The following is a 24,612-nucleotide window of genomic DNA, read 5'->3' as shown; positions in this document are numbered from 1 at the left end:
CGAATCTATTTCAAAATATACTGGGACAACACCGCCTGTACCTCATAAATATTTACGGATTTGTTAAAGGTCTTCTTGAGCGGCACAGCGCTGCTGGATATATAGATACATAACTCCGCATCCAGATCAAAGTGTCCTGCCGTCTCCACGGAATAATGCGAGATGCTTTTGTAAGGAATGGAATGATAATCCGTCTTTTTGCCCGTCAGTCCCTGTTTATCCACTAGAATCAATCGTTTGTCCGTAAAAATAAACATATCTCTAATCAGCTTGTAGGCTCGTTCAATTTTCTCTTGAGGGGCAAGAATTTGTGCGTATTCCCGCTGTACTTCTGCCAGATTCACTTGCGATGCATTCCCCATCAATCCGTCAAAAAGCGCCATTTAGCTCCCCCTTTTCATCTGTTAAATTTCAGTGGATTATCTCCCCCACATAGAACCATATTATTCCACGATTTATATTCTATGCAGTGTAAGCCCCCTCTCTGCCATCTTTTTACTTGCTAAATTTCCGATTATTGTTTACACTGTCATTAAATTTGTTAAGAAAGGGGTGTGGAAGGAATGGATCACAATTGGACCAACAGTGTTATGAGTCGGCTACCTAAAGCGATAGCTGGCATTGCTCATGTAAATGGCGATAACGGGAGAAGTCTGTCCATTTCCATGAATTTAATAACACTACACAATTGTGAAATGCCTTTCCTGCCATCACCCGGACGGATCAGTTAACCGGAGAATGATAAGGCCGTGGGGAAATTTCCCTACGGTCTTTTTTTATGGTTTTTTTACAGAATACCAGTTTCGATTTAGGGTTCTGGCGGTGCAAAGGGCATTCTTAAAGGAGAATATATATGATTATTCAATGCCAAAATGTTCAAAAATACCACGGTGCACAGCTAGTACTGAATAGCATCACCTTCGATATCCGCCAAGGGGAAAAAATCGGCCTAATCGGCCGCAACGGCTGTGGTAAAACTACGCTTTTCCACTTACTGAATGGTGAAGAGCGCCCCGATCAAGGGCAAATCTCAATTCGCAAAGGCAGCGTAGTGGGTACGCTGGCTCAAATTCAAGAGTTTAACGAAAAAGAAACTGTACATGAGGTTCTACAACGCAGTTTTGCTGAGCCTCTGCAGTGGCAACAACGCCTGCGAGAGCTGGAGCTTGAAATGTCCACCTTCAATACCGGAACGGATGAAACACAATGGAATCGACTACTGAAAGAATACGGTAGTCTTCAGGATAAATTTGAGACCGCAGGAGGCTACGAAATTGAATCCACTATTCAGCGGGTTGCCACTGGTCTAGGAATCGGAACTGGGCAATATAGCCGACTCTTCTCCTCACTTTCTGGCGGCGAGAAAACTAAAGTCGGACTCGCAGAACTGCTGCTGCGTAGACCTGATGTACTTCTACTCGATGAGCCAACCAATCATCTAGACATGAACGCCATTGAGTGGTTAGAGCAGTACTTACAGAGCTATGACGGTACAGTGTTAGCCATTTCCCATGATCGTTACTTCCTCGATGCTGTAGTCAAGAAAGTGATCGAGATTGAGGATGGCGAGGCTTTTACCTTCCATACCAACTACAGCGGCTATCAAGTAGAGAAGGAAACACGCCTGCTTCAACAATTCGCTAATTATCAAGAACAGCAGAAAAAAATAAAACAAATGCAGGAGAGCATCAAACGCCTCATCGAATTCGGGAATCGCGGGACGCCTCCTAACCCTGCCTTTTATCGGAGAGCAGCTTCCATGCAAAAAGCACTGGATCGTATGGTGAAGGTTAAACGTCCTATTCTAGAGCGAAAATCGATGGATTTGCAGCTGCAGCAAAACGATCGCTCCGGGAACCAGGTCGTCATTCTGGAGGATATCGGTAAAGCCTATGGAGCACGAAGCCTGTTTACTGACGCAAACGAAGTGCTTCGCTACGGAGAGACTACAGCGCTTATTGGTGGTAACGGGGCAGGGAAAAGTACACTTCTAAGAATTATATTAGGTCAGGAAACGCCTGACACCGGAAGCTGTACACTGGGTTCAAGAACTGTTGTCGGTTACCTTGCGCAAGAGGCTGTCCCTGACAATAACAAACAATCTGTACTCCGCTACTTCCGTGAAGAGGCCGGACTAGAGGAAGGTGAAGCTCGCGGACAGCTTGCACGTTTCCTGTTCTATGGTGCCGATGTGTTCAAAGACATCACGAATCTGTCTGGAGGAGAATGGACCCGCCTACGTTTCGCTGTGTTGATGCATCGCAAACCAAACCTGTTGATTTTAGATGAACCAACAAACCATCTAGATATCGACTCCCGTGAGGCGCTAGAGGAAGCCTTAGAGGAATTTCCGGGTACAGTACTGGCCGTATCGCATGACCGCTATTTCATTAATCGTCTGTTCCATAAGCTCTGGTCCATTGAAAGTGGACGATTTGGAGTCTTCAACGGTAACTATGAGTATTACAAAGAGAAGCAAGCTGAACAGGTATTGGCAGCACCCGCCTCTATTCCTGAGCAGCCTAAGCCTTCCTCTTCAGAAGGAGCCTTTTCACGCTCCGGCAAGTCTCCATCTAACGGGTCCGTGAATGGGACTACGACTAACTCATCAAGTTCCCGCAAGAAGAGCAACCTCTTCGATTGGGAAAAGGCTATAGCAGAGGCTGAGGAGCAGCTTGGGGAAATCGATGCCAAAATGCTAGATCCACAGATCAGTAGCAATGCGGCAGAACTCACCGAGCTGCAGAAAGAACGCGATGTAGTGCAAGAGCAATTGGATGATCTTTATGCGGGTTGGATGGAAACAGCTGGACACTAACGTTTATTAAACAAGGAGATACGAATATGAGTAACGAAACGAAGATTAAGCTTTTTTGGGAAGAATACACCCAGCTTCATCCACAAGCAGCGAATAGCTACGAGGCTTGGGCCTTTGGCGACAGTCCTCAAATGGCCGATGAACTGCTGGATCTGGTCATCCGCGGGATTAAGACAGGAACCGCTTCAAACTATGAGGTTTATGAAGTCTGCGATGACGAGACCTTACCGGAAATTGGACGACATAGTATTCTGTTGGATGGCCGCGGCCATCCGCAAGCAGTAATCGTTACGACAGCAGTACAAATTACGCCCTTTGATGAGGTTGGCGCTGACTTTGCCTATAGCGAAGGCGAAGATGACAGAACGTTGGAGTCGTGGCGCTATGAGCATGAGAAGTTTTTCACCAGAGAATCCTTAGCATTTCTGAAGAAGCCTTTTGATTCAAAGATGAAGGTCGTTTGCGAGAACTTTAGACTAGTATATACGAAATCCTAAGAAACTCAGGAAACTAAAAAGGCGGCCTCTTCAGTTACGAAGAGACCGCCTTTGATGTATACTATACAACTATTAGAGTTAGATAATTATTAGAATATGGCTCAGTGCCAAAACCCCAGAATCCAGCCAATCACAGAGATCCATAATGGAATGCTGATTAAGATACCCCAAACCAGCCCAGTGGCAATATTGCCCTCTGCAGGACGCACCACATTTTCCTGTTTTAATGGAATGCTCAACTTTTCTTGTTCCATGCGATCCCCTCCTAAAATTCTTATCGTCACAGTAGAGGAAAAAATGTAGACCGCTCGACCCAAAAAACTTAGAATATTGAACTTTTTTAGATATAAAGGAAAGGCTCAGCGGCCCAACATTGTAAGTGCTTACATAATAGTTATTACCCAACATTTAAATCATTAAAAACAACACTTTACGGAAGTCATATATAATATGTAGGTTCTTAGTCCAATATTACTACTTTTTCTGGATTTCGTAAATATTCAAACATCATGCGAATCTGCACCTCTGTATTCCGCTCAACTGAGAGCTCAGGCAGTTCATCTTCAGCAAAAAAGGATACTTCACTCGTCTCCACTCCTTGCATCGCCTCGCCGCCCACAATTCTGCACAAAATAAAAAACTTGTACACGTGATACGGCTCCGGAGGGTGGTTATGAAATTTTTTATCCAGAACAGCCAGCAAGCGAATCGCTTCCGCTTCAAACCCTGATTCTTCCCCAATTTCCTTAACAACGACCTCACTCGGTGACAGCCCTATATCCCCCCAGCCTCCAGGAAGCGCCCACTTTCCATCCAATTTCTCGCGGACAAGCAGAATTCTGTCTTCCTGAAAAACAACACCGCGGATATCTACTTTCGGAGTAGCATAGCCACCCTCACTAGCAAAGGAGAGTCTTATTCTCTCCTTGCTTTCGAACGTATAATTAGCGAGGATATCCACACTTAGCTCCCGCAAAGCTTGATACCGTTCTATATCATAGACATCTTTAGCGTAAGTTAGACCAGTCTGTGCGATGGCCTGTATTTCTTTTGCCCAGGTTAACCATTTCTGCTCCATTGCTACACCCCTTTTAAATACCTACATTAGGATTACTGGCAAAGCATTAAATGACGGGAGAACAAACCCTTTTTAGCTTCACAACGGTCTATAATCGTAAATCCAGCTTCCGTGATCATCTCATCCATCGGTTCAATCGCAACGATCACCACACGGTCAGCAATCCGGCGAGCATTCACTAAAATAGCAAACTGTTCCTCAGGTGTAATACTAGAATATAGATTATAAGGCATATCTACAATAGCTACATCGTAATGTTCAGTAATGTCAGCAATATCCCCAAGCGTTACCTCACTAGTGAATCCAAAATGGGCAATATTCGTTCTGGCACCGATCGCGATCTGAGGGTTAATGTCACGTCCGACCATATTGATTCCCATCGACAGCGCTTCTACCATCACGGTTCCGATGCCGCAGCAAGGATCAATTGCTCGCACACCTTCCGGGTTCGGAACGGCTATATTGACCGCTGCTCTGGCCACTCGTGTACTAAGCGCAATAGAGTAGCTGCGCGGCTTCTTCATCTGACGGAACCAGGTGGCCTTGTTCTTATGATAAGATCCAAAGTACCAGCGACCGCCCAGCGTAACAATACCGTATACCAACTCAGGGCGGTTTACATCCGCCTCTCCTTCAATACGCAGCCCGATTTCTCTTTCGATCACTCTACGCTCATCATATTCTATTTTGTCCGCAGGAGTCAGATCATTGGTCTTTACAAAAATAACCTTAAACGTCTTACCCCCAAGCTCCACCTGCTCCGTCTGATCATAAATCTCAGGCAAGCTTTCTCCCTCGTACATGACATCAATTCGCTCTTTAATGAAGGGACTGCGGCTTACATCCACTTCTACCTCACTCTTAAAGATTGAAGAAGGTACTTCCTCTCCAAAAAGACAACGGAGCTCCATCTGACATAGTGATAACTCGTCCTCTGAACAGGTATACGTATATATAAATGTGTTTTTTTCACTTTTCTTTAGCAAAATAATCCATCCTCTATCCCAGTAAATTGTAATGTTAGCTTGCTACTCCTGCGTTTCGTGCTGACGATCATAACCAATACGCGCCTTAGCGATTTCAGCATTGTTCCTATTGACCCATTCCACTATGGAAGTTAGAGGATCTAGCAGGGACTCTCCTAGTCTTGTTAGACCGTATTCAACAGTCAAAGGTACCGTAGGCGTGACTTTACGCCAAACTATACCGTCTCGTTCTAAATGACGGAGCGTCTGGGTCAGCATCCGTTGTGATATACCACTACAACGCCGCTGCAGTTCTTTAAACCGCAGTGCCTTTGCACCCAAATTCACAACAATGAGCACACTCCATTTGTCCCCAACCCTGTCCAGAATTTGGCGGGTGATGGAGCAATCCTCCAGCGTTGGCATTAAGCGAATGGGTTCGTCCATTGAATGTTCCAACTGTAGTTACCTCCATGTAACTTAAGGATGTAATAGACCTTCTTGTCCCTTAAGCTCATCCAGCTTATCATGGTTACTGTTAGTAATCAACAACCGGAAAAGAACTATTAATTACGAAAAAAAGCTCCGGTCACGAAGACCAGATAAGACGTCTTTCTAATCGCTTTTGATCCATAATGAGTTCTCCAGTATAATGATTCCTATAGAATGCTAAACAAGACGGTCACGCATGGCGATGAAGCTCATGCCCAGGCGCTTACGAAGCCGGTTTTGCGCAGCAAAACTTAAGGAGGTACATACCCACTATGTCATACGAAACGTATTTTTCAACGCACCGGGATGAACATCTCGAAGAACTAAAACAATGGCTCAAGATTCCAAGTATTTCTGCCTTGTCTGAGCATAAGGACGATGTACTAGCTGCAGCCCATTGGCTGACGGACACACTAAAGAAAGCCGGACTTGAGAACATTGAACTTCATCCGACAGCGGGACATCCCGTCATATATGCTGATTATCTTCATGCTCCGGGTAAGCCAACCATTCTTGTATACGGCCACTACGATGTGCAGCCAGTAGATCCACTAAACCTGTGGACCACACCTCCATTCGAACCAGAAATCCGTGAGGGCAAGCTATATGCACGCGGAGCAACGGATGACAAAGGACAAGTATTCATTCACCTCAAAGCAATTGAAGCGATCCTGAAACAGGAAGGTACTCTTCCTGTTAACATCAAGCTCTGTATCGAAGGTGAAGAAGAAATCGGCAGCGTAAATCTGCCTCCATTCCTGGAAACTAATAAAGAAAAGCTGGCTGCGGATGCGGTGCTGGTCTCCGATACATCCCTGCTCGAACGCGGTCGTCCTGCAATTTGCACCGGACTGCGCGGCCTAGGATCACTTGAAGTGAGCGTGACTACAGCTCTTACAGACCTTCACTCCGGATCTTACGGCGGCGGTGTTCCGAATGCACTACATGCTCTCGTGTCCTTGCTCAGCTCTCTTCATGGCGACAAAGGTCGTGTTTCTGTAAAAGGCTTCTATGATGGTGTACCTGAACTTTCACCTATGCTACGTGAAGAATTTGTGAAGCAAGGCGTGAATGAAGAGAAAATCCGCGAAGGACTTGGACTCGATGCATTATACGGCGAAGAAGGTTACTCCTTTGTAGAACGTATTGGTGCTCGCCCTACACTTGAGCTTAACGGCGTCTATGGCGGTTTCCAAGGCGAAGGTAGCAAGACGGTTATTCCAAAAGAAGCACATGCGAAGATTACCTGCCGTCTCGTTGGCGATCAGGACCCACAGCATATTCTTGATGCCGTTGAAGCGCATCTGAAGGCTAATATTCAAACCGGAGCGAAAGTGCATGTGAAGCAAATGGAGAAGGCGCGTGCCTTTAACATCGATCCATCGAACCCTATTCTGCAAACAGCAGCAGACGCTTACGGAAAAGTATACGGAACCCGCGCCCTCTTCACCAAAGACGGTGGCTCCATTCCGATCATGGAAAGCTTCGCCCGTGTACTTGAAGCACCCGTGGTCCTGATGGGCTTTGGTCTTGATGATGAGAACCTGCATGCACCGGATGAGCATTTCAACCTTGAGAACTTTGATAAGGGACTGCTCACCATTGTTGAGTTCTTGAAAACTGTTTAAGTGAAAAGATAGTATATAAAAAGCCAGGCTTCTCTTCGTGGGACTGACCCCATAACGTGAGACAAATCAAAACACCTTCAAAAGAATGGAACCTTGTCGTAAGATAAGGAGATCATCTTGGAGGTGTTTTTGCATTGGCAACCAGAGTAAGTTATCCCGTGGAAATAAAGATGAAAGCTATAGAAATGAGATTAGCAGGCGTACCTGTGAAAGAGGTTATGGAGCAGCTCGGAATACGGAATAAGACACAGCTAAAGACATGGATGAGATGGAATCGAAATGGTGAACGGCATCGTTTGCAGCAGCCGGTGGGTAAACAGTACAGCTATGGAAAAGGTCCGGAGGACTCTTCGGAGCTCGAAAGAGTAAAGGCAGAGAACCGATTCTTAAAACAACAATTAGAACTGCTAAAAAAGTACGAGGAGTTGGAGAGGAGGTGGAACCAGAGGCCGTTATTGCCTGGATCGAATCCATTCGAAACGAAGTGACGGTGTCTGAGGCTTGTAGATGGCTCGGAATCGCAAGAACGACTTACTACCGCTGGAAAGCAGCTGTGGGGACAAAGCATACAGACAAAGTGGTGGAGAAAATCCGGGAGCTTTGCATCCGTCATAAATTCCGCTACGGGTACCGGAAAATCACGGCGCTCCTTCGGATAGAGCAGAGTATAAATCACAAGCGAGTCCAGCGGATCATGCAGTGTGAGGGGCTTCAGTGCCGCGTGAGGATGAAAAAACGAAAGGTGACTGGGCAATCTGTACACTCCTTTGAAAATCTGCTCAAGCGACAGTTTCATGCAGAAGCACCTCTGCAAAAACTCGTCACGGACATTACCTATTTGCCATTTGGCGGGAAGATGTTGTACTTCTCCAGCATTCTAGACTTGTACAATGGTGAGATTGTGGCTTACAGTATAGCAGATAAACAAGATACCTCTTTGGTGTTGGATACGTTAAATCAACTTCCAAAGCAGGAAAAGATGTTGCTGCATAGCGACCAGGGCAGCGTGTATACGTCCTTTGCGTACCAGGAAGCTGTAAAAGGAAAAGGCATTACCATGAGCATGTCCCGTAAAGGAACGCCCGCTGATAATGCCCCCATTGAATCGTTTCATTCCACCCTAAAGTCTGAAACGTTCTACCTCGAAGATCTCACATCTACAACGACTGCAATCGTTGTAGAGACCATTCGAGACTACATCATTTACTATAACTCATTTCGAATTCAAGCGAAACTAAATAACCAGTCACCGATGGATTTCCGGCGACTGGCTACTTAAACTTGTAAGGTGTTTTGATCCCTGTCTCACAAACGGGGGTCAGTCCCTCGTTGAGGAGCCTGGCTTTTTGATAATCTAAGCGCAATGCATAATAAAACCAACTGCCAAAACATAAAAAAATCCTTGCATCGCAAGGATTTGGAAGTTTAAATTATGGAGCGGGTGATGGGAATCGAACCCACGCTATCAGCTTGGAAGGCTGAAGTTCTACCATTGAACTACACCCGCATTAGAAAGTGAGTACAAGAGATATTGTATCACCCCCATAAATAAAAATCAACATTTTTTTGTTCAAGCATAAACGCCTTTCGGCGTCCTTATAAGGACGCCGAAAGGCGTTTAGCTAGAAATATAAGACATAGAGTATGGTGTGAATCTTATACTTTCTTATATTTTACAAGGAAGCACCGAGGGAAGCCTTTTTCAAAAAAGATGTCTCAAATTCAGCAGCGTGAATAGGTTTACTGAACAAAAAGCCTTGAGCTTCATGGCAATGCTGCTCGCGCAAAAACTGCAATTGCTCCTTGTTCTCCACCCCTTCTGCTGTAACCTTAAGCTTCAAATGATGCGCCATAGAAGTAATCGTGGAGACTATAGCCGCATTATTACTATCCTCCATAACCTCGGAGACAAACGATCTGTCTATCTTCAGCCTGTCAATCGGCATATTCTTCAAATAATGCAATGAGCTATAGCCTGTTCCAAAATCATCGATGCTAATAAATACACCAAGATCTTTCAAACGCTTCAGCTGATCAAAAGCCGTTTCTTTGTCCAAAGTCATACTCTCTGTAATTTCAAGATCGACATAACATGGATCTAATCCAATATCGGTCAAAATGGAATGAATCTTGCCTGCTAGGTTCGGTTGAAGAAATTGACGCATAGATAAGTTGATGGAGACGCATATCGGTTGGTAACCAGCTAACTGCCACTGTTTATTTTGAAGACAAGCCGTCTTAAGGACCCATTCCCCAATCGGAACAATCAGCCCACTATCCTCAGCCAATGGAATAAACTCATTAGGTGAGACAATACCACGCTTGGGATGATTCCAACGCAATAATGCTTCCATTCCTACAATCTCTTCCGTCTCCAACTGCACCTTTGGCTGATATACGAGATAGAACTCATCACGCTCAAGCGCTCTTCGAAGATCATTTTCAAGCTTCAAACGTTCCTTTGCCTTCATCTGCATGGCTGGGATATAACGACGAATCTCTACTCCCTGTTCCTTCGCATTATGAACCGCAGTATCCGCATTTTGAATTAGATGTTCAGCCGTTTCCCCGTCACCAGGATAAATACTCATCCCTAAACTGAGCGAGATGTGGTACTCACCAGAGTCTATATTAACGGGGGCTTCAAATAATCTAAGCAACTCTGCAGCCCTTGCCAAACATTCTCCAAGACTTGCTCTATCGGTCATCAGAAAAGCAAACTCATCTGCCCCCATACTATACAGCTCTTCACTGGGTCTAGCCTCATTACCAAGCCGCTCAGACACCAATTTTAATAATAGATCTCCGGCATAATGACCAAGAGAGTCATTTATATTCTTAAAATGATTAATATTCATAATGGCCAAAGCTGAGAATTGATCACTAGTGTCTGGCTCTCCAGCATCAATCATTTCTTCAACACGCTGTGTCAGCCGACGTCTATTTGGAAGTCCTGTTAAATCATCATGATAAGCCAAGTAATTGATCCGTTCTTCAGCCAACTGCTTCTCGTAAAATGGCTCTTCAATCGTCAGTCGATACACACCGGTAAGCAACTGGTAATATGCAACTCCGCTACATAACATCCCAAAGAGATCATCAATATTCCCTCCACTTATGGGAGTCATAAAAAACGCCTGGCCTAGAGAGAAAAAAATCAGTGCCCGAATAATAACAAGCATCGAGGCTGACTTTTCATTATTGCCAGGAAATACAATGACAGCGACACTCGCCAAGTAAACAAACAGTACCCCCAGATCAACGAATTGTTTAATCGTACTCATCCAAGGCTTAGTAAACAACTCCGGCACTGCCGAGTGGATAAATATAAATAATGCGATAAAGAGCATAATCAACATGAAGGCGATTCTGAATACATTTCTTTTTTCTGTGACGGTCACAGGTTTATCTTCTCTACTAAAAATGAACAATATGCCTAGCCCGCTGGATAGACGTGAAAAGGTAAGTAGCCACCTTGACTCCTCAGGGGTAATAAATGATGATATCAATGGAAATGCTACAAAACCGAGTGTATGCAAGAAATCAATAATACATATTCCGCCAAAAAGAGCAGCGACATATAATCTTCCTTTAGATAATCTGCTAGAGAAGAACAACCAGCCCTGTGCAAATATCGCAAACCCAAAAGCAACAGTACAACAGCCGACAATGAGGTAGAGTGCAGAAATAATATCCCAATTGTCCAATCGGTTTAGCGATGTATGGAAAATTTGAATGAATAGGAACAGTAAGGCTCCTATAATAGCCGCTTGAATTGTCTTTTTCTCTTCTTGTCTCATAAGTCCCTCGCGTCTGAAAATGATGTCTATTAATAAGCAACTATGTATAGTCTTGTCCTATGTATAAATATCGGCTAGATCGGTCTTTAAAGTTACATTTCTTTTGTGAGGTAGTATTTTCATAACGATTATTCATAAATCTTGCATAAATATAAACCATTTTCTTCTAGCAGGCAAGCATTAATGCCTCCAACTTCCTTATAGGGACGGTCCGCAATTTAGCGAAAAATTATAAGAATAATTTAATTAGAGAAACTTATAGAATTTTTATTCAATAAAAAAAAAGCACTTCCCCCAATGAACGGGTTCAGTGCTTCTGAACAACAGGTTTATTTATCTCCGAAGTTAACTTCTGGTGTCGTAAGCTTATCATAGAAATCAACCGCTTTATCCTTATCCGCTGATGCGCGTAGCGCCATAGCCGAACGCGGATGCTCATCAAGCGTTCCAGTGATCATGTAAGGAATGATATAGCCCCACTCTTCTTTTTCACGCAAAGGAATCATCAGGCGTTCAATGATATCAATTACAGGACGCAAAGTGTAACGAGTATTCTTCAAATGAGTCACTAGCAACTCTGTAGGACAGTTTCCGGCAGCACGTCCCATTCCATAACAGGAAGCGTCCAGCAGCTCGACACCTTTCTCAGCAGCAATCAACGTATTAGAGAACGCCAGTTGAAGATTATTGTGGGTATGTACGCCCAGGCGTTTGTTAGGCAGATGAGTTTTGAACTTCTCAACCAAATAGTTGATATCATTATGATCTAGACTACCGTATGAATCCACAATGTATACTACATCAACTACGCTCTCACGAATCATTTCGAAAGCTTCTAATAATTCATTCTCCATTACATTAGACAAAGCCATAATATTGATCGTTGTCTCATAGCCTAGATCATGGAAAGTTTGTACCAGCTGCAAGGCTTTCTCCACATCTTTGCTGTAACAAGCCACACGAATCAGATCCAGCATACTTTCGCTGCGAGGTAAAATATCATTCTCATCTACACGACCGATATCAACCAAAGCAGAAAGCTTGGTATGTCCCTTTTGCGGGATAACTTTACGTAAGAAATCATCGTTCAGAAAACGCCACGGTCCGGCACCTTCTGCTCCTTTGAGCAGTTTAGGGGAGTTTTTATAACCGATTTCCATATAGTCAACACCAGCCTCATTCAAGCCGGCATACAGATTTTGCACAAATTCCACGCTGAAATCCCAGTTGTTAACTAGCCCCCCATCGCGAATGGTGCAGTCAACAATCTTACATTGATTAGTCTTCATAATTATCTCCCTTCAATTCCTGCAATCATCGTAACCGCTATTGCAATCATTATAACCGCTAGCATAGCTTTACTATGCAATTTATATCGTTCAATCATACTTTAATGAAGAATAAGTTGTAAAGGATATTTCGTCTAAACTCATTGAAGTGTTACCACATAGTGTCAGCGACAAATATCACAGTATACAAACACTTAAAAATGCTACATTACAATAAAACAGTTGAGATTGATTATCAGTCTCTTTTGGAGGGATTACAATAGCTACTTCTACCTGCTGTTCCTTATTGAAATTACAACCTGGTGCTGCCGGATCTATTCATAAAATAGAAGGAATGAACCCTATTCTACGCCGTCGTCTTGCTGATCTCGGAGTTTCAGAGGGTGTGAGCATCCGTCTTAAAGGAAAGGGACCTTTTTGGGGACCAATTACACTAGAATGCAACGGACAGTTGTTTGCCATCCGCCGCAAGGAAGCTTCTCTGATTGAGGTGAATGTATCTTGAGTTCTATAGCTCTTGTGGGCAATCCCAATACAGGTAAGACCTCTCTCTTCAATACATTAACGACTTCATACGAATATGTAGGTAACTGGTCAGGGGTTACCGTTGAGAAAAAGATCGGAAATCTGAAGAACGGAGCAGGCAGGCTTATAGATTTACCCGGCATCTATTCTCTTCACCCACTCTCCCGCGATGAAGGGGTCGCAGCCCAATATCTAATAGAAGAATCCCCAGAAGCATTAATTAATATCGTGGATGCCTCCCAGCTGGAACGTAATCTGCTGCTCACCCTTCAACTACTTGAGTATGGAAAGCCTACTGTAATCGGTCTTAATATGATTGACGTCGCCAATGCGCGTGGTATTCGTATTAATCAAACCATTTTACAATCAAGATTGGGCGTAACAGTCCTTCCACTTATAGCAAGAACCGGTAAAGGCAGCGTACAGATGCTCAGCATCCTAGAAGAATCGTCAGCTATTCCTGTTGTAAAGTTCAAGCTGAACTATGGCGACATAGTCGAACGAGCGATATCTTCTATAGAAAAGGAATTACGTTCTATAAAAGATCTACCCAACCACCGTTGGGTCGCTCTACAGCTAATGGAACAGAATCCGGTTATCCTTCAGTTCCTGAAGTCGCGTATAGACGTTACGGGACTGCTGAATATCTGTGAATCTTGTCAGAGTGAGCTGCAAATCAAAAAACTCGCCCTGACACTCCCGCAATGGATTCGCTCGAACCGCATGGAGTATATTCACAATATTTGTATCGAGGTCCTTGATACGACAGCTCAGAAGCCCCATAACTTGACTGAACGATTAGATTCGATATTGACTCATCGCTTTTTGGGACTGCCCTTATTTATCTTCTTTATGTATGTTCTCTTTAAGACTACATTTGACTGGGTTGGCGGACCCCTATCGGATATCTTAGATGGTCTGATATCCGGCCCTATTAGTGATGGAACGAATTCACTGCTTCAAACCATAGGAGCTTCCGGCTTCACACATGCTTTGATCGTGGATGGTATCATCGGCGGTGTAGGCGGTGTACTGGTCTTTGTTCCGCAGATCTTCATTCTCTTCCTGATCATTTCCTTTCTGGAGGACTCCGGATACATGGCAAGGGTCTGCTTGTTGATGGACAGCACCATGGAACGAATGGGACTGAACGGAAAAGCATTCATTCCATTCATCATTGGTTTTGGTTGCAATGTACCGGCCATAATGGCGGCGCGAAGCATTGAACAGCCCAAGGACCGCATGCTGACAACCCTATTAATGCCGCTGATGTCTTGTTCAGCAAGATTACCTGTTTATGCATTATTTGCAGTTGTATTCTTCCCTGAGCAACAAGCGTTTGCCGTTCTCTCTATGTATGTTATGGGTATTGTGTTTGCCCTAATTCTTTGTAAGGTATTCTCTAAATACTTATTCAAAAATGAATCCTCTGTCTTTATCATCGAGCTCCCTCCTTACCGTATGCCGCAGATTAAGACCTTATCGCGCAGCACTTGGGAGAAGGGCAAAGGGTTCCTTCGTAAAGCGGGAACGATTATTCTAGCTGGCTCAGCGATTATTTGGTTTATGTCATATGCGGGTCCCGGTGGATTTGATGTAGAAATGGATCATAGCTTCCTGGCTAAATTCGGTGGCATGATTGCACCACTACTAGAACCGCTTGGTTTCGGAACGTGGCAGGCTGGCTCTACCTTGGTTCCAGGATTTTTAGCGAAAGAGGTTGTTGTGTCTACGATGAATATCATCTATCACGCACCGGATACCGCTGGATTAGAGAATCAAATTTCACAAGTCTTTACACCGCTGAGTGCAGTCAGCTTTATGGCCTTTATCCTGCTATATATTCCTTGTCTGGCCACTGTAGGGGTTATCAAAAAGGAAACAGCCTCTTGGAAATGGACTTTCTTCTCCATTGGCTATTCTCTTGCTCTGGCGTATATTGTATCTTTTGTTATTTTCCAAGGCGGGCGATTATTAGGCTGGTCGTAGAACTTGTAATTTGTTGATTCTCTTAATGAAAGTGGGGCACCGTAATGATAAATGTTCTAATTGTCACTCTGATCTTCGGTTATTCAGGCTGGATCATCTATCGACATGTGCAAAAGGGCAAGCAAGGTGCTTGCGCTGGCTGTGATAAGGGCAAGAGCTGTTCAGCAGCGTCTTTAGATTCTCCCCTCTCCTGCTGCTCAACACCTGTTAACAAGAAGAAGTAGGCTTGCACTAACAGTTATATGTAAGGGTTCATAGTTTAGCTTTCAAAGCTTTCGGGTATGTTTGTTATAAGCAATTACAGACTATACCAAGGAGGTAATCACTATGAACACAAAAAAGACATTTTTAACAACCGCTGCATTGGGAGTAGCCTATTTACTGAAAAATAAGGGAACTCGCGATAAAATTATGAACAGTATTCAATCCTTTACTTCCCAATCGAAGACTAAAAAATCCAATGGCACTGTTTAATCTTTATCATCCTTACAAAAGCAAAGAAACCTCGCCTTAGCGAATGGTTGGTCATACAGACCATCTGCCTAAGGCGAGGTTTCTATTTGTTGATTATGAAGAGCTAATCATTCGCTTTCGCCGAGCAACCACTGAACCAATGTGCGAACCATGACTCCTGTACCGCCTCTAGGATTAACTCCACGTTCTTTAGAAAGAAATGCGGTTCCAGCAATATCTAGATGTATCCACGGCAGACCTTCCGCAAACTCACCTACAAATAACCCAGCGGTAGTGGCACCCCCGAATCTTCCTGCGGTGTTACGGATATCGGCCACTTCACTCTTTAGCATTTCGCGGAATTCCGGGTAAGCCGGAAGCTGCCAAATTTTTTCACCCGAAACATTAGCTGCTGTCAGAAACTGCCCCATGAATTCTTCGTTGTTAGTAACAGCACCTGTAGCTATGTCTCCCAATGTCGATAACACCGCACCTGTCAGCGTGGCGACATCAATAACACGTTTCGCTCCCCACTCGCGGGCATAAGTCAGCGCATCCCCAAGTACAAGTCTACCTTCTGCATCGGTATTCAACACTTCAATAGTTCTTCCGCTCATTGATGTAATGATATCCCCGGGTTTGAAGGCATTAGCAGAAGGCATATTCTCAGCAGATGGAATGACCATTACGACATTAATTCGTGGACGTAATCGGCCTAATGCCTCCATTACTCCAAGCACAGCCGCTGCGCCCCCCATATCACTGATTAACTCTTCCATGCCTGGGGCTCTTTTTAAGGATATCCCCCCTGTATCAAAAGTAATCCCTTTACCGACCAGCCCCACTACATTATCCCAGTGCCCCGTTCCCTGGTAACGGATAACGATCATTCGCGGAGGGTTTACACTTCCTTTTCCGACTGCGAGCAATCCGCCCATTCCTTTTTGCTCAATTTCCCGTTCATCCAGCACTTCGGAAGGAAATCCATAACGTTCAGCTACTTCTATAGCGGCCACAGCAAGGTCAGATGGAGTCAGCAGATTGCCGGGCATATTCGTCAAGTTCCGTGCCAGATTCGTAGCCTCACCAAAAGCCAGCCCTCTCTGCATACCCAGATTCCAGTCATGCTCGAAAGTATTCTCTGACTTCTTCTCCATAGTGAAAATAACCGAGTTTGGACCTGTATATTGTGATTGCTCCTGCTTATACGTGGGACGACGGTAGGAACCAAGTGACAACCCCTCAGACAACGCGTAGGCAATAGATACGCTATCCCCATCTACTGTTAGCTCCTGAATATTTCCCGGCACCTGAAACACTAGCTGTATCGCCTTCAATCGAAGTGCTGCACGAGCTGTCTGAACTGCCATTTGACGTAGATCTTCAGTCGTAAGAAGTTGGTCCCCCTTTCCAACCAAAATCGCAATAGGACAACCGGATGTCTGCTCTAAAGGTAGTACATAAGTCTGGTTTAGCTTTCCACTAAATAGACCTGTCTTCCCTAATAGGCGAATGCTGTCATTCCATCTCTCTGAAAGACCTCCATGTTGGGCCTCCGACTCAGAGATAATAAGGATAAGGGCATCACCCTGTATTTCATCAATGGAACTGCCGCTGTGGAATTGTATATTCATTATGTCTACCTCCATTTGTCTCCCAAAACCAATCCCCATTGTAACATAAGCAAGGCTGATCTCTGCATCTGTATTATCCGCAGGGATCAGCCTCTTAAACGCTTTATATTCTAATTAAATGTACTAATGGATTAATGGCAATGAGATCACAAAATGAGTACCTTCATTAACTCTACTGCTGACAGAAATACATCCGCCATGATTTTTGATGATTCGGTCACTCACGGAAAGCCCGAGCCCAGTCCCATTCTCCTTTGTCGTAAAAAATGGATTGAATAACCTGTCCAGTGTACGGATATCCATTCCCTTACCGTTATCAGAAATGAAAATACGGACCTCAGAGCCCTCCCTGCCGGCTCCAACCTCTATTTTACCCATTAGACCATCTGCTCTATCCGCAACGGCCTCCATAGCGTTTCTAATCATGTTGAGGACTACCTGTTTCATTTGTTTCACATCTCCAGAAATCATCATATCCTCCTGAAAAGGATGTAGATTGATCTGGCAACCTTTCATCAAGGCTTCGCTTTCTGTAAGCAGCACCACCTCTTTAAGTAAGGCTGACACAGGAATCATCCCCACTTGAGGAACTGATGGCTTGGAAGAGGTTAGAAATTCATGAATAATATCGTTCGCACGATCGATCTCCGCCAAGATAATCTTGCCATATTCCTGCTTTCCAAGCTGTTGTAGATGCGGATGAAGCAATTGAATGAATCCACGAATTGCTGTTAATGGATTCCGGATTTCATGGGCAATAGATGCGGATAATTTACCTAGCATAGCTAAACTATCGTTCTGATAAGCTGTTTGCTCAATCAACTTATAATCGGAGATTTCTTTAACTGTAAACAAATAACAACCCTTCATTTGCTCTCCACAGCATAATGTAACCTTCCAATAACGACCATACTCGTCTAAAAACTCATAATTAGATTTTCCTTTGTATACCATCTCTCTATAGCTTTGCAATACTTGCTTTTTCTTAAAGCGGCTCAATCGAACATTAGATAACAGGTGTGATATTGTACAGCCCACAAGGGAGTGTCGGGTTAACTCAAGCATCCCGTACATTTGCTTATTTACAAAACTTATAACTCCCTCTTCATCAAAAAGCATAATTCCGCTGTCAATATTCTCTAGTACATCCTCGTATGTAGTATCCACAGGTCCTGATTGATAGGTTCTTCCCGGTAATAGAAGACTTTCTTGATATTGGCTAATCACGATACGAAGTTCCCCCTTTTACTGCATTTGACGAAGACGCTAAAGCGACATCAAATTACTATGTATTTGAGTATATGACGAAGCCGCCAGAACATTCGGTAATCGTTGCACTTTTTCCAACCGGTTCAATTATATTCCAATCATATCCAAGTGAAGTAGACAATGCAATCAGAGAAACTGTCGAATGATAAAAAAATTCATAAAATGATTCCAAAGACATATAAAATATCACATCAAATTTTATTTATTACTATTAGTTCGTTCAAATGTATTACACAGTTATAAAAAAACAGAAAAACTAAAAAGCCCTCGCAGTTGCGAAGGCCTTGAAAAAGAAATGGGTTAGACCCAAATTACAAATAATCTTATGCTTTCTGTTGCAGACGAAGGCGTCTCTGACTCATCACAGCTAATCTTTTCTTCAATTCCCGTTCCCACTTCGTGTCCTCAATCTGTTTGGCTACAGCAAGCAGGTCAAGTGCCATATCGATCTGGCTCCGCACAATAGCTAGAGGCTCTTCACTCTCGATGTTAATGACATTCTCGAATATTGCAGTTTCGTCTTCCATGACATAGTCCTGAAAATCCACATCAGTAACTCCGTCCCCATGTGCGTATTCCGCCAAGATCTCATATTCATTCTCGACCTTATAGTGAACCTCTACACGATGACATACCGGACAAAAAAGCAGGGGAACATTATGGACTTGCGTGCGATAATGTTTAAGGGTTCCCTTTGTTCCTACCATACTCGCTCCACAGCAAAAGCTCATATTTGTTCACCCTCCTTAGATTAACTAACTCACCTGAGTTTTTATTATTGTATTACATTACCCTAATGGAGATTCCTCCACTCGAGGACATAATATAACTTTTCACGCCTATTTTCAAATCCATTTTTTTATTTAAGCCTTTTTGGAGCAAAAAACCTCCTTACAGAAAAATTTCTGCAAGGAGGTCCAAATCAGAATATCAAAGATCAGATAATAGCAGAGGATCAGTTAAAGGTTTCTGTCACCTGGTTTCCAGTCCATTGGGCATAAGCCACCAGATTGCAGTGCTTGAAGAACTCGAAGTGTTTCTTCTACGCTGCGACCTACATCATTGTGATTAACGACTTGGTATTTCAATTCACCTTCAGGATCGATTATGAACAATCCACGTAATGCAATGCCTTCTTCTTCAATTAGAATGCCGTAGTCTTTCGCAACTTGTTTCGTAATATCTGCAGCAAGCGGGAAGTTCAAACGGCCAAGACCATTGGAATCCTTAGGTGTATTGATCCATGCTTTGTGGCTGTGATCGAATCTACACTTGCGCCGAGAATTTCTGTATCAAGCGCTTCGAACTGCGCAGCAGCATCACTAAGAGCTTTGATTTCAGTTGGGCATACAAAAGTGAAGTCCAGAGGATAAAAGAAGAATACCAGCCATTTGCCACGATAGTCGGATAGACTTATTTCACCAAAATCTTTACCATCACCTGATACGGTTTGCATAGTAAAGTCTGGGGCTGGTTTACCTACTAAACGTTCAGCCATTGCCAAAATCCTCCCTTAATTATGTAAGAAACCAACCATTTCTTGTCATGATATGCTGGAATAATTTACATCCTGTCTACATATCAAATGGTATCATCGTACAAAATCAAAGTCAATCTTTGACAATTTCCACTCTAATCGTATTTAAAAAAAATCAGATTATATTACGCTTTGCGGATAGCTGCAACAATCAGGTCGCCCATTTCAGATGTACTGATCGCTTTGCTCTTATCTACGGCAATGTCACTTGTACGGTGTCCTGCGTCCAATACTTCAGCCACAGCAGCCTCTATCGCAGCCGCCGCATCCTCATAACCAAAGGTTAAACGGAACATCAGTGCTAATGACAAGATCGTTGCAATTGGGTTCGCAAGCCCTTGTCCGGCAATATCAGGTGCGGAGCCGTGGACTGGCTCGTAGAGGCCATAATTACCGTCGCCCATCGAAGCAGAAGCGAGCATACCGATAGAGCCAGTCAACATCGCAGCCTCATCGCTCAGGATGTCACCGAACATGTTCTCGGTAACGATAACATCAAAGCTGGCTGGACGGCGCAGCAGTTGCATGGCGCAGTTATCAACGAGCACATGCTCTACTTCTACCTCCGGATATTCAGGAGCAATCTTATTTACAACCTCACGCCATAAACGTGATGTTTCAAGGACATTCGCTTTATCAACACTTGCAAGCTTATTGCGACGCTTGCCAGCAATTTCAAAAGCCTGACGTACGATTCGTTCCACTTCCATTACGTTGTATACACAAGTATCTACTGCTTCTTCTCCATGTTCACCTTGACGACGCAATTTATCTCCGAAGTAAATCCCGCCTGTCAGCTCACGAACGACCATAAGATCTGTTCCTTCCAGAACTTCCGGCTTTAGGGTCGAAGCATCCTTAAGGCAATCGAATACGACTGCTGGACGTAAGTTTGAGAACAATCCAAGCGCTTTACGAATGCCAAGCAATCCGGTTTCAGGACGAAGCTCCTTTGAATTGTTATCCCACTTTGGTCCGCCTACAGCACCCAGTAATACAGCGTCTGCACTACGACAGATTTCTAATGTATCTTCTGGCAGCGGTGTGCCTCTCTCATCTATTGCAATGCCACCAAATAGAGCGTGCTCCGTTGCAAAGGCATAACCAAATACTGCTTCCGTTCTTTTCAATACTTTTTCTGCTTCAGCTACTACTTCAGGTCCAATACCGTCCCCTGCGATTACGGCGATTTTTTTAACCTCACTCATCTCAGTCACTCCTCAAGTGGTCTGCTCTAACAGACATAGTTCTTCTTTATATTGTTGTATCATACCCAGTCATAAAGGACAAAGATATAAATTCTATTGAACTGATAGGTAACGCCTATAAGTTAGGTTAGGAAATCCCCTCTACCGATAAGGTTGATGGGATTTTTAGCGTTAAATAATCTATTTTGGGAACCATGAGATTGTCATCCACCAAAAATTGCTTTTCAGGCTTAAATAACTGTATCTTTTTCAATTTATAAAAATCGTAAAGCACCTGTTCAATAGACAAATTATTCATTAAAAGATATTTCGTCTCTAACATGGTGTTCAGTAATGGATCCTGCAAAATCAAAAATTGACCATTTATTTAGATCGCCAAAGAAAAAGGCAGTACACCATCGCAACTGGCATTGGCGTGGACATTAGCAAAAGGAGCACTTCCAATACCAGGAACGAGACGAATTAGTTATTTAGAGGAAAATGCAGGAGCTGTGGACATTGTGCTGACTCCCGATGACTTAGCACGTATTGAAGCTGTTAGTCCTCAGTCAGCCGTTCAAGGCGGTAGATACGATGATAGCAGCATGAAAGGTCTCAATATCTAAATTCGTTATACGAATAGACAGCTTCAAATAAGCAGAAAGAAACCCGGCGGGTTACTTAGGTATGCGTTCTATGTAAAAACCATCCTAAGTCCGCTTCATATTTGCTCTTCTTTCTGAAGATGTTTACAATTAAGTTGAAATCATCTACCTAAGGAGTGAATGCGAAGTGCAATATGCTAAGCTTGGCAAATCCGGTATGAAGGTCAGTCGGCTATGTCTTGGAACAATGAACTTCGGCCCACAAACAGATGAACAAGAAGCCTTCCGTATTATGGACGCTGCACTCGACGCAGGTGTTAATTTTTTTGATACCGCTAACATTTATGGCTGGGGTGAGAATTCCGGTCTAACCGAAACGATTATTGGACGCTGGTTTAAGCAAGGTGGTGGGCGACGTGAAAAGGTCGTGCTGGCTACCAAGGTATACGGAGCTATGAGCGATAAGCTCGACGGACCTAATGATGAACAAGGCTTATCCTCCTATATCATTCGCCGCCATCTAGAGGGCTCTCTGCAGCGTCTCCAGACCGATCATATTGAATTGTACCAGATGCACCATGTGGATCGCAGTGTCTCTTGGGACGAGCTGTGGGGGGCGTTCGAGCTTGCTGTAAATCAAGGCAAGATTGGTTATGTCGGCTCCAGCAACTTTGCCGGGTGGGATATCGCTGTAGCTCAACAAGAAGCCAAAGCACGTGGCTTTTTAGGCTTGGTTTCTGAGCAGCATAAATACAGCCTGACCTGCCGACTTCCTGAACTTGAAGTATTGCCAGCTTCTCTCCATCTTGGTTTAGGTGTTATTCCTTGGAGCCCACTGGATGGAGGTCTTCTCGGGCGTAATGCACTTAAGAAAATAGAAGGCAGCCGCAGTGGAGGAAACGCCGAGCGCGTAGAGCAATTCAAAGATCAGCTTGAGGCATTTGCAAGCTTATGTATGGAGCTTGGAGAACCGCAAGATAATGTAGCTCTAGCATGGTTGCTAGCCAATCCTGCTGTAACCGCACCAATTATTGGACCACGTACACTGGAGCAATTTGAGAGTGCACTACGCAGCCTTGAGATTGTACTAGATGAGTCAGTACTTAAACGGCTAGATGAAATCTTCCCAGGACCGGGCGGAGAAGCCCCTAAAGCTTACGCTTGGTAGGACTATTATACAAAAAGGGAGCCTAGACTAGGCTCCCTTTATTATTCATGCTTATTCAGCTGTGTCCACGGTCACGCTTCCATTACTTGTGTTTAGGTCCACAGTATATGTTCCTTTACCGAGAATGGCAGTGCCATAGCTATCCCCGTCTCGATCCCAGGACACATTCCCTTTTAGCGAACCATTGCTGGTATCTGCTGTAATCTTCGCATCTGACACCGATGGCAATCCCACCGTAATCTTTCCGTTACTTGACGAACACTTCCATTTTCCGGTCACTGCTGAATTAATAGTGATCTTGCCGTTACTGCTTTTTGCGGTTAATGCACCATCTATATTATCCAATATAATAGCTCCATTAGAGCTTTTGAGTTGCGCTCCACCTTGGATGTTCTGAACAGTCAGTGAGCCATTACTGGTATGTGCCTCTACTCCGCCGGCAACATCATGAATATTTAATACCCCATTACTTGTGTCCACCACTAAGCCAGACTTTAAATTCCAGGCTTCTATCGACCCATCGCTAGTATCAACCTCAACAGCAAGGCTGCTAGGTACATTCACATTTAGATACGGACTTTTAGTATTAAATCCAAACTGAATATTAGAGAACCAATTATGATCTGTATCGAGCTCCATAATCAGCGTATCTCCCTCAGTTTTAACTTTCCATTTCTTTTCCAACGCACTTTCAGCTTCACTTTGGGATTTTCCAGGCAGAAGTAGGCTTCCCTCATAATCCAATGAGCTTCCATCTATCCCCTCGACCTTTACTTTTCCACTTGGAAGTACGATTTTCAGCGTCGTAATATTTTCTTTCACTTCGACATTCCCGCTAAGTGGAGTCAAATGTGTATTCCCAATTAGACTGCTCAGTGAGCCTCCGGCCATTACTGACTGAGCGCTGCTTGCTCCAATCAGCAAGATGATCAATAGGATAGCCCAGCCGCTTACACGGCTTTTGACATCGGATTTAATAAACAGCCTGAGCAACATCTCGAGTCCGAACAGGATCAACAGTGCTGGCCATAAATAACCTAGTACTTCATAGCTGATCATATTATACTGAGCCATTACAATAATGACGCCAAGCGTAATACAGCCTAAGGCTGCAGTGAAGCTCCCGATTTTCCATCTCCCCATAGTCAAATCCCCGTTTCTTATGCTCTCGTATTGTTTCGCAGCATCTTGAGTCCGTATGCTATCAGTCCCAATGAAAGCAAGATCGTACCAATGTTAATCTCAATCAACATTCTCCACAACGTCGGGAATGCTGAAATTACCAGCATAAGAAACCCGGCAACAACACATCCGATACCGACCCAAGCTGGATTCACATCTTCATGTGGGTAACCCGGCATAGAGGATATCCCCATCGTCCAAGGTTCTCCGAAACTGTCTGGATGAAACATCATACGCTCGTGTTCGGCTGCAGTTATTTTCATCCAAGCTGCTTTCTGCAGGGCATCAAACAATTGGTAAAACCATAGTGCAGCTAGGGCAAAAGGGAAGATCATGGGCTCAGACGGAATAAACATAATACATAAGGAAGCCCCGATCATAAACTGCAGTCCCTGCTTTTTGAAGCCTAAATACAAATGACCTACACCAGGAATCATAGCCAGCATAAAAGTGAGCCAACGTCTCTTCTTAATCATAATACATCCTCCTAAATTTT

Annotated in this window: 25 protein-coding genes, 1 tRNA gene and 1 pseudogene; 11 read left to right on the top strand and 16 right to left on the bottom strand. The window is 43.9% G+C overall.

Annotated elements, in window-relative coordinates:
* Window positions 1-5: 5 nt before the first annotated feature.
* On the bottom strand, window positions 6-383 hold the full coding sequence (locus tag NSU15_RS06935) for a PH domain-containing protein (RefSeq protein WP_042125154.1): 378 nt from the start codon (window positions 381-383) through the stop codon (window positions 6-8).
* Window positions 384-563: 180 nt separating this feature from the next.
* On the opposite strand from NSU15_RS06935, the gene NSU15_RS06930 reads away from it, so the two are divergent.
* The 3 genes from NSU15_RS06930 to NSU15_RS06920 all read left to right on the top strand — a co-directional run bounded on the left by NSU15_RS06930 (window position 564) and on the right by NSU15_RS06920 (window position 3,315).
* Window positions 564-731: a hypothetical protein gene (locus tag NSU15_RS06930; protein ID WP_156114741.1), complete on the top strand. Its 168-nt coding sequence runs from the start codon at window positions 564-566 to the stop codon at window positions 729-731.
* Between the two features lie 122 nt (window positions 732-853).
* Window positions 854-2,818, top strand: a complete 1,965-nt coding sequence (locus tag NSU15_RS06925; protein WP_339289713.1) for an ABC-F family ATP-binding cassette domain-containing protein — start codon at window positions 854-856, stop codon at window positions 2,816-2,818.
* A gap of 26 nt (window positions 2,819-2,844) precedes the next feature.
* Complete coding sequence (locus NSU15_RS06920) at window positions 2,845-3,315, top strand: ASCH domain-containing protein (protein ID WP_339289712.1); 471 nt, start codon at window positions 2,845-2,847, stop codon at window positions 3,313-3,315.
* Window positions 3,316-3,416: 101 nt separating this feature from the next.
* Here NSU15_RS06920 and NSU15_RS06915 read toward each other — a convergent pair whose 3' ends face one another.
* The 4 genes from NSU15_RS06915 to NSU15_RS06900 form a co-directional block, all read right to left on the bottom strand.
* On the bottom strand, window positions 3,417-3,569 hold the full coding sequence (locus NSU15_RS06915) for a hypothetical protein (protein WP_170880319.1): 153 nt from the start codon (window positions 3,567-3,569) through the stop codon (window positions 3,417-3,419).
* A 206-nt stretch (window positions 3,570-3,775) separates the two neighbouring features.
* Window positions 3,776-4,393: an NUDIX hydrolase gene (locus tag NSU15_RS06910; protein WP_339289711.1), complete on the bottom strand. Its 618-nt coding sequence runs from the start codon at window positions 4,391-4,393 to the stop codon at window positions 3,776-3,778.
* Window positions 4,394-4,425: 32 nt separating this feature from the next.
* Complete coding sequence (locus tag NSU15_RS06905) at window positions 4,426-5,379, bottom strand: RNA methyltransferase (RefSeq protein WP_339289710.1); 954 nt, start codon at window positions 5,377-5,379, stop codon at window positions 4,426-4,428.
* Between the two features lie 42 nt (window positions 5,380-5,421).
* Window positions 5,422-5,817, bottom strand: a complete 396-nt coding sequence (locus tag NSU15_RS06900) for a helix-turn-helix domain-containing protein (protein ID WP_339289709.1) — start codon at window positions 5,815-5,817, stop codon at window positions 5,422-5,424.
* Window positions 5,818-6,122: 305 nt separating this feature from the next.
* On the opposite strand from NSU15_RS06900, the gene NSU15_RS06895 reads away from it, so the two are divergent.
* Both NSU15_RS06895 and NSU15_RS06890 read left to right on the top strand, forming a co-directional pair.
* Window positions 6,123-7,478 (top strand): dipeptidase, encoded by a 1,356-nt coding sequence (locus tag NSU15_RS06895; protein WP_339289708.1) that lies wholly within the window; start codon window positions 6,123-6,125, stop codon window positions 7,476-7,478.
* 134 nt (window positions 7,479-7,612) lie between these two features.
* Window positions 7,613-8,757, top strand: a protein-coding gene (locus tag NSU15_RS06890) for an IS3 family transposase (protein ID WP_339287325.1) whose coding sequence is annotated in 2 segments (ribosomal slippage) — window positions 7,613-7,901 and window positions 7,901-8,757 — 1,146 coding nt in all. Because the reading frame shifts where the segments join, the coding sequence is not laid out codon by codon here.
* A 154-nt stretch (window positions 8,758-8,911) separates the two neighbouring features.
* On the opposite strand, the gene NSU15_RS06885 is transcribed toward NSU15_RS06890, so the two are convergent.
* From NSU15_RS06885 to NSU15_RS06875, 3 genes are all read right to left on the bottom strand, one after another.
* Window positions 8,912-8,985, bottom strand: a tRNA-Gly gene (locus tag NSU15_RS06885).
* Between the two features lie 166 nt (window positions 8,986-9,151).
* Window positions 9,152-11,278, bottom strand: coding sequence for an EAL domain-containing protein (locus tag NSU15_RS06880; protein ID WP_339289707.1), 2,127 nt, complete (start codon window positions 11,276-11,278; stop codon window positions 9,152-9,154).
* A 329-nt stretch (window positions 11,279-11,607) separates the two neighbouring features.
* Entirely contained in the window at window positions 11,608-12,567 is a 960-nt protein-coding gene (locus NSU15_RS06875; protein ID WP_170880320.1) for an aldolase catalytic domain-containing protein, read from the bottom strand.
* Window positions 12,568-12,853: 286 nt separating this feature from the next.
* On the opposite strand from NSU15_RS06875, the gene NSU15_RS06870 reads away from it, so the two are divergent.
* From NSU15_RS06870 to NSU15_RS06855, 4 genes are all read left to right on the top strand, one after another.
* A complete protein-coding gene (locus tag NSU15_RS06870; RefSeq protein ID WP_339289706.1) occupies window positions 12,854-13,072 on the top strand; it encodes a FeoA family protein in 219 nt (72 codons plus the stop codon).
* On the top strand, window positions 13,069-15,081 hold the full coding sequence (feoB, locus tag NSU15_RS06865) for a ferrous iron transport protein B (protein WP_339289705.1): 2,013 nt from the start codon (window positions 13,069-13,071) through the stop codon (window positions 15,079-15,081). Before NSU15_RS06870 ends, feoB begins: the two co-directional genes overlap by 4 nt.
* A 44-nt stretch (window positions 15,082-15,125) precedes the next feature.
* Window positions 15,126-15,305 carry a FeoB-associated Cys-rich membrane protein gene (locus tag NSU15_RS06860; RefSeq protein WP_076119959.1) on the top strand — a complete coding sequence of 60 codons (180 nt, stop codon included), beginning with the start codon at window positions 15,126-15,128 and terminating at the stop codon, window positions 15,303-15,305.
* A 103-nt stretch (window positions 15,306-15,408) separates the two neighbouring features.
* Window positions 15,409-15,555, top strand: a complete 147-nt coding sequence (locus tag NSU15_RS06855; RefSeq protein WP_170880321.1) for a hypothetical protein — start codon at window positions 15,409-15,411, stop codon at window positions 15,553-15,555.
* A 107-nt stretch (window positions 15,556-15,662) separates the two neighbouring features.
* On the opposite strand, the gene NSU15_RS06850 is transcribed toward NSU15_RS06855, so the two are convergent.
* From NSU15_RS06850 to NSU15_RS06825, 6 genes and pseudogenes are all read right to left on the bottom strand, one after another.
* A complete protein-coding gene (locus NSU15_RS06850) occupies window positions 15,663-17,168 on the bottom strand; it encodes a leucyl aminopeptidase (protein WP_339289704.1) in 1,506 nt (501 codons plus the stop codon).
* 123 nt (window positions 17,169-17,291) lie between these two features.
* On the bottom strand, window positions 17,292-18,395 hold the full coding sequence (locus NSU15_RS06845) for an ATP-binding protein (RefSeq protein WP_339289703.1): 1,104 nt from the start codon (window positions 18,393-18,395) through the stop codon (window positions 17,292-17,294).
* 365 nt (window positions 18,396-18,760) lie between these two features.
* Entirely contained in the window at window positions 18,761-19,168 is a 408-nt protein-coding gene (locus NSU15_RS06840) for a hypothetical protein (RefSeq protein ID WP_042125131.1), read from the bottom strand.
* A 228-nt stretch (window positions 19,169-19,396) separates the two neighbouring features.
* Window positions 19,397-19,935, bottom strand: a pseudogene (locus NSU15_RS06835) (peroxiredoxin).
* A gap of 164 nt (window positions 19,936-20,099) precedes the next feature.
* The gene (gene leuB / locus NSU15_RS06830; RefSeq protein WP_339289702.1) at window positions 20,100-21,182 is read right to left on the bottom strand and encodes a 3-isopropylmalate dehydrogenase; all 1,083 of its coding nucleotides are present in this window, start codon (window positions 21,180-21,182) and stop codon (window positions 20,100-20,102) included.
* Between the two features lie 127 nt (window positions 21,183-21,309).
* The gene (locus NSU15_RS06825; protein WP_339289701.1) at window positions 21,310-21,528 is read right to left on the bottom strand and encodes a hypothetical protein; all 219 of its coding nucleotides are present in this window, start codon (window positions 21,526-21,528) and stop codon (window positions 21,310-21,312) included.
* Window positions 21,529-21,553: 25 nt separating this feature from the next.
* Here NSU15_RS06825 and NSU15_RS06820 point away from each other — a divergent pair, with 25 nt between their 5' ends.
* Both NSU15_RS06820 and NSU15_RS06815 read left to right on the top strand, forming a co-directional pair.
* Window positions 21,554-21,787 (top strand): aldo/keto reductase, encoded by a 234-nt coding sequence (locus NSU15_RS06820; RefSeq protein WP_339291274.1) that lies wholly within the window; start codon window positions 21,554-21,556, stop codon window positions 21,785-21,787.
* 166 nt (window positions 21,788-21,953) lie between these two features.
* Window positions 21,954-22,934: an aldo/keto reductase gene (locus NSU15_RS06815; protein WP_076119966.1), complete on the top strand. Its 981-nt coding sequence runs from the start codon at window positions 21,954-21,956 to the stop codon at window positions 22,932-22,934.
* Window positions 22,935-22,985: 51 nt separating this feature from the next.
* Here NSU15_RS06815 and NSU15_RS06810 read toward each other — a convergent pair whose 3' ends face one another.
* Together NSU15_RS06810 and NSU15_RS06805 are read right to left on the bottom strand one after the other, a co-directional pair.
* Window positions 22,986-24,077 carry a DUF4097 family beta strand repeat-containing protein gene (locus NSU15_RS06810; protein ID WP_339289699.1) on the bottom strand — a complete coding sequence of 364 codons (1,092 nt, stop codon included), beginning with the start codon at window positions 24,075-24,077 and terminating at the stop codon, window positions 22,986-22,988.
* Between the two features lie 17 nt (window positions 24,078-24,094).
* Complete coding sequence (locus NSU15_RS06805) at window positions 24,095-24,592, bottom strand: hypothetical protein (RefSeq protein WP_076119968.1); 498 nt, start codon at window positions 24,590-24,592, stop codon at window positions 24,095-24,097.
* Window positions 24,593-24,612 lie beyond the last annotated feature (20 nt).

The organism is Paenibacillus sp. FSL E2-0201 (assembly GCF_037963325.1).
Lineage (GTDB): Bacteria > Bacillota > Bacilli > Paenibacillales > Paenibacillaceae > Paenibacillus_AQ.
The sequence above is the reverse complement of the archived record's forward strand: the minus strand, read 5'-3'. Positions and strand labels throughout refer to the sequence as shown.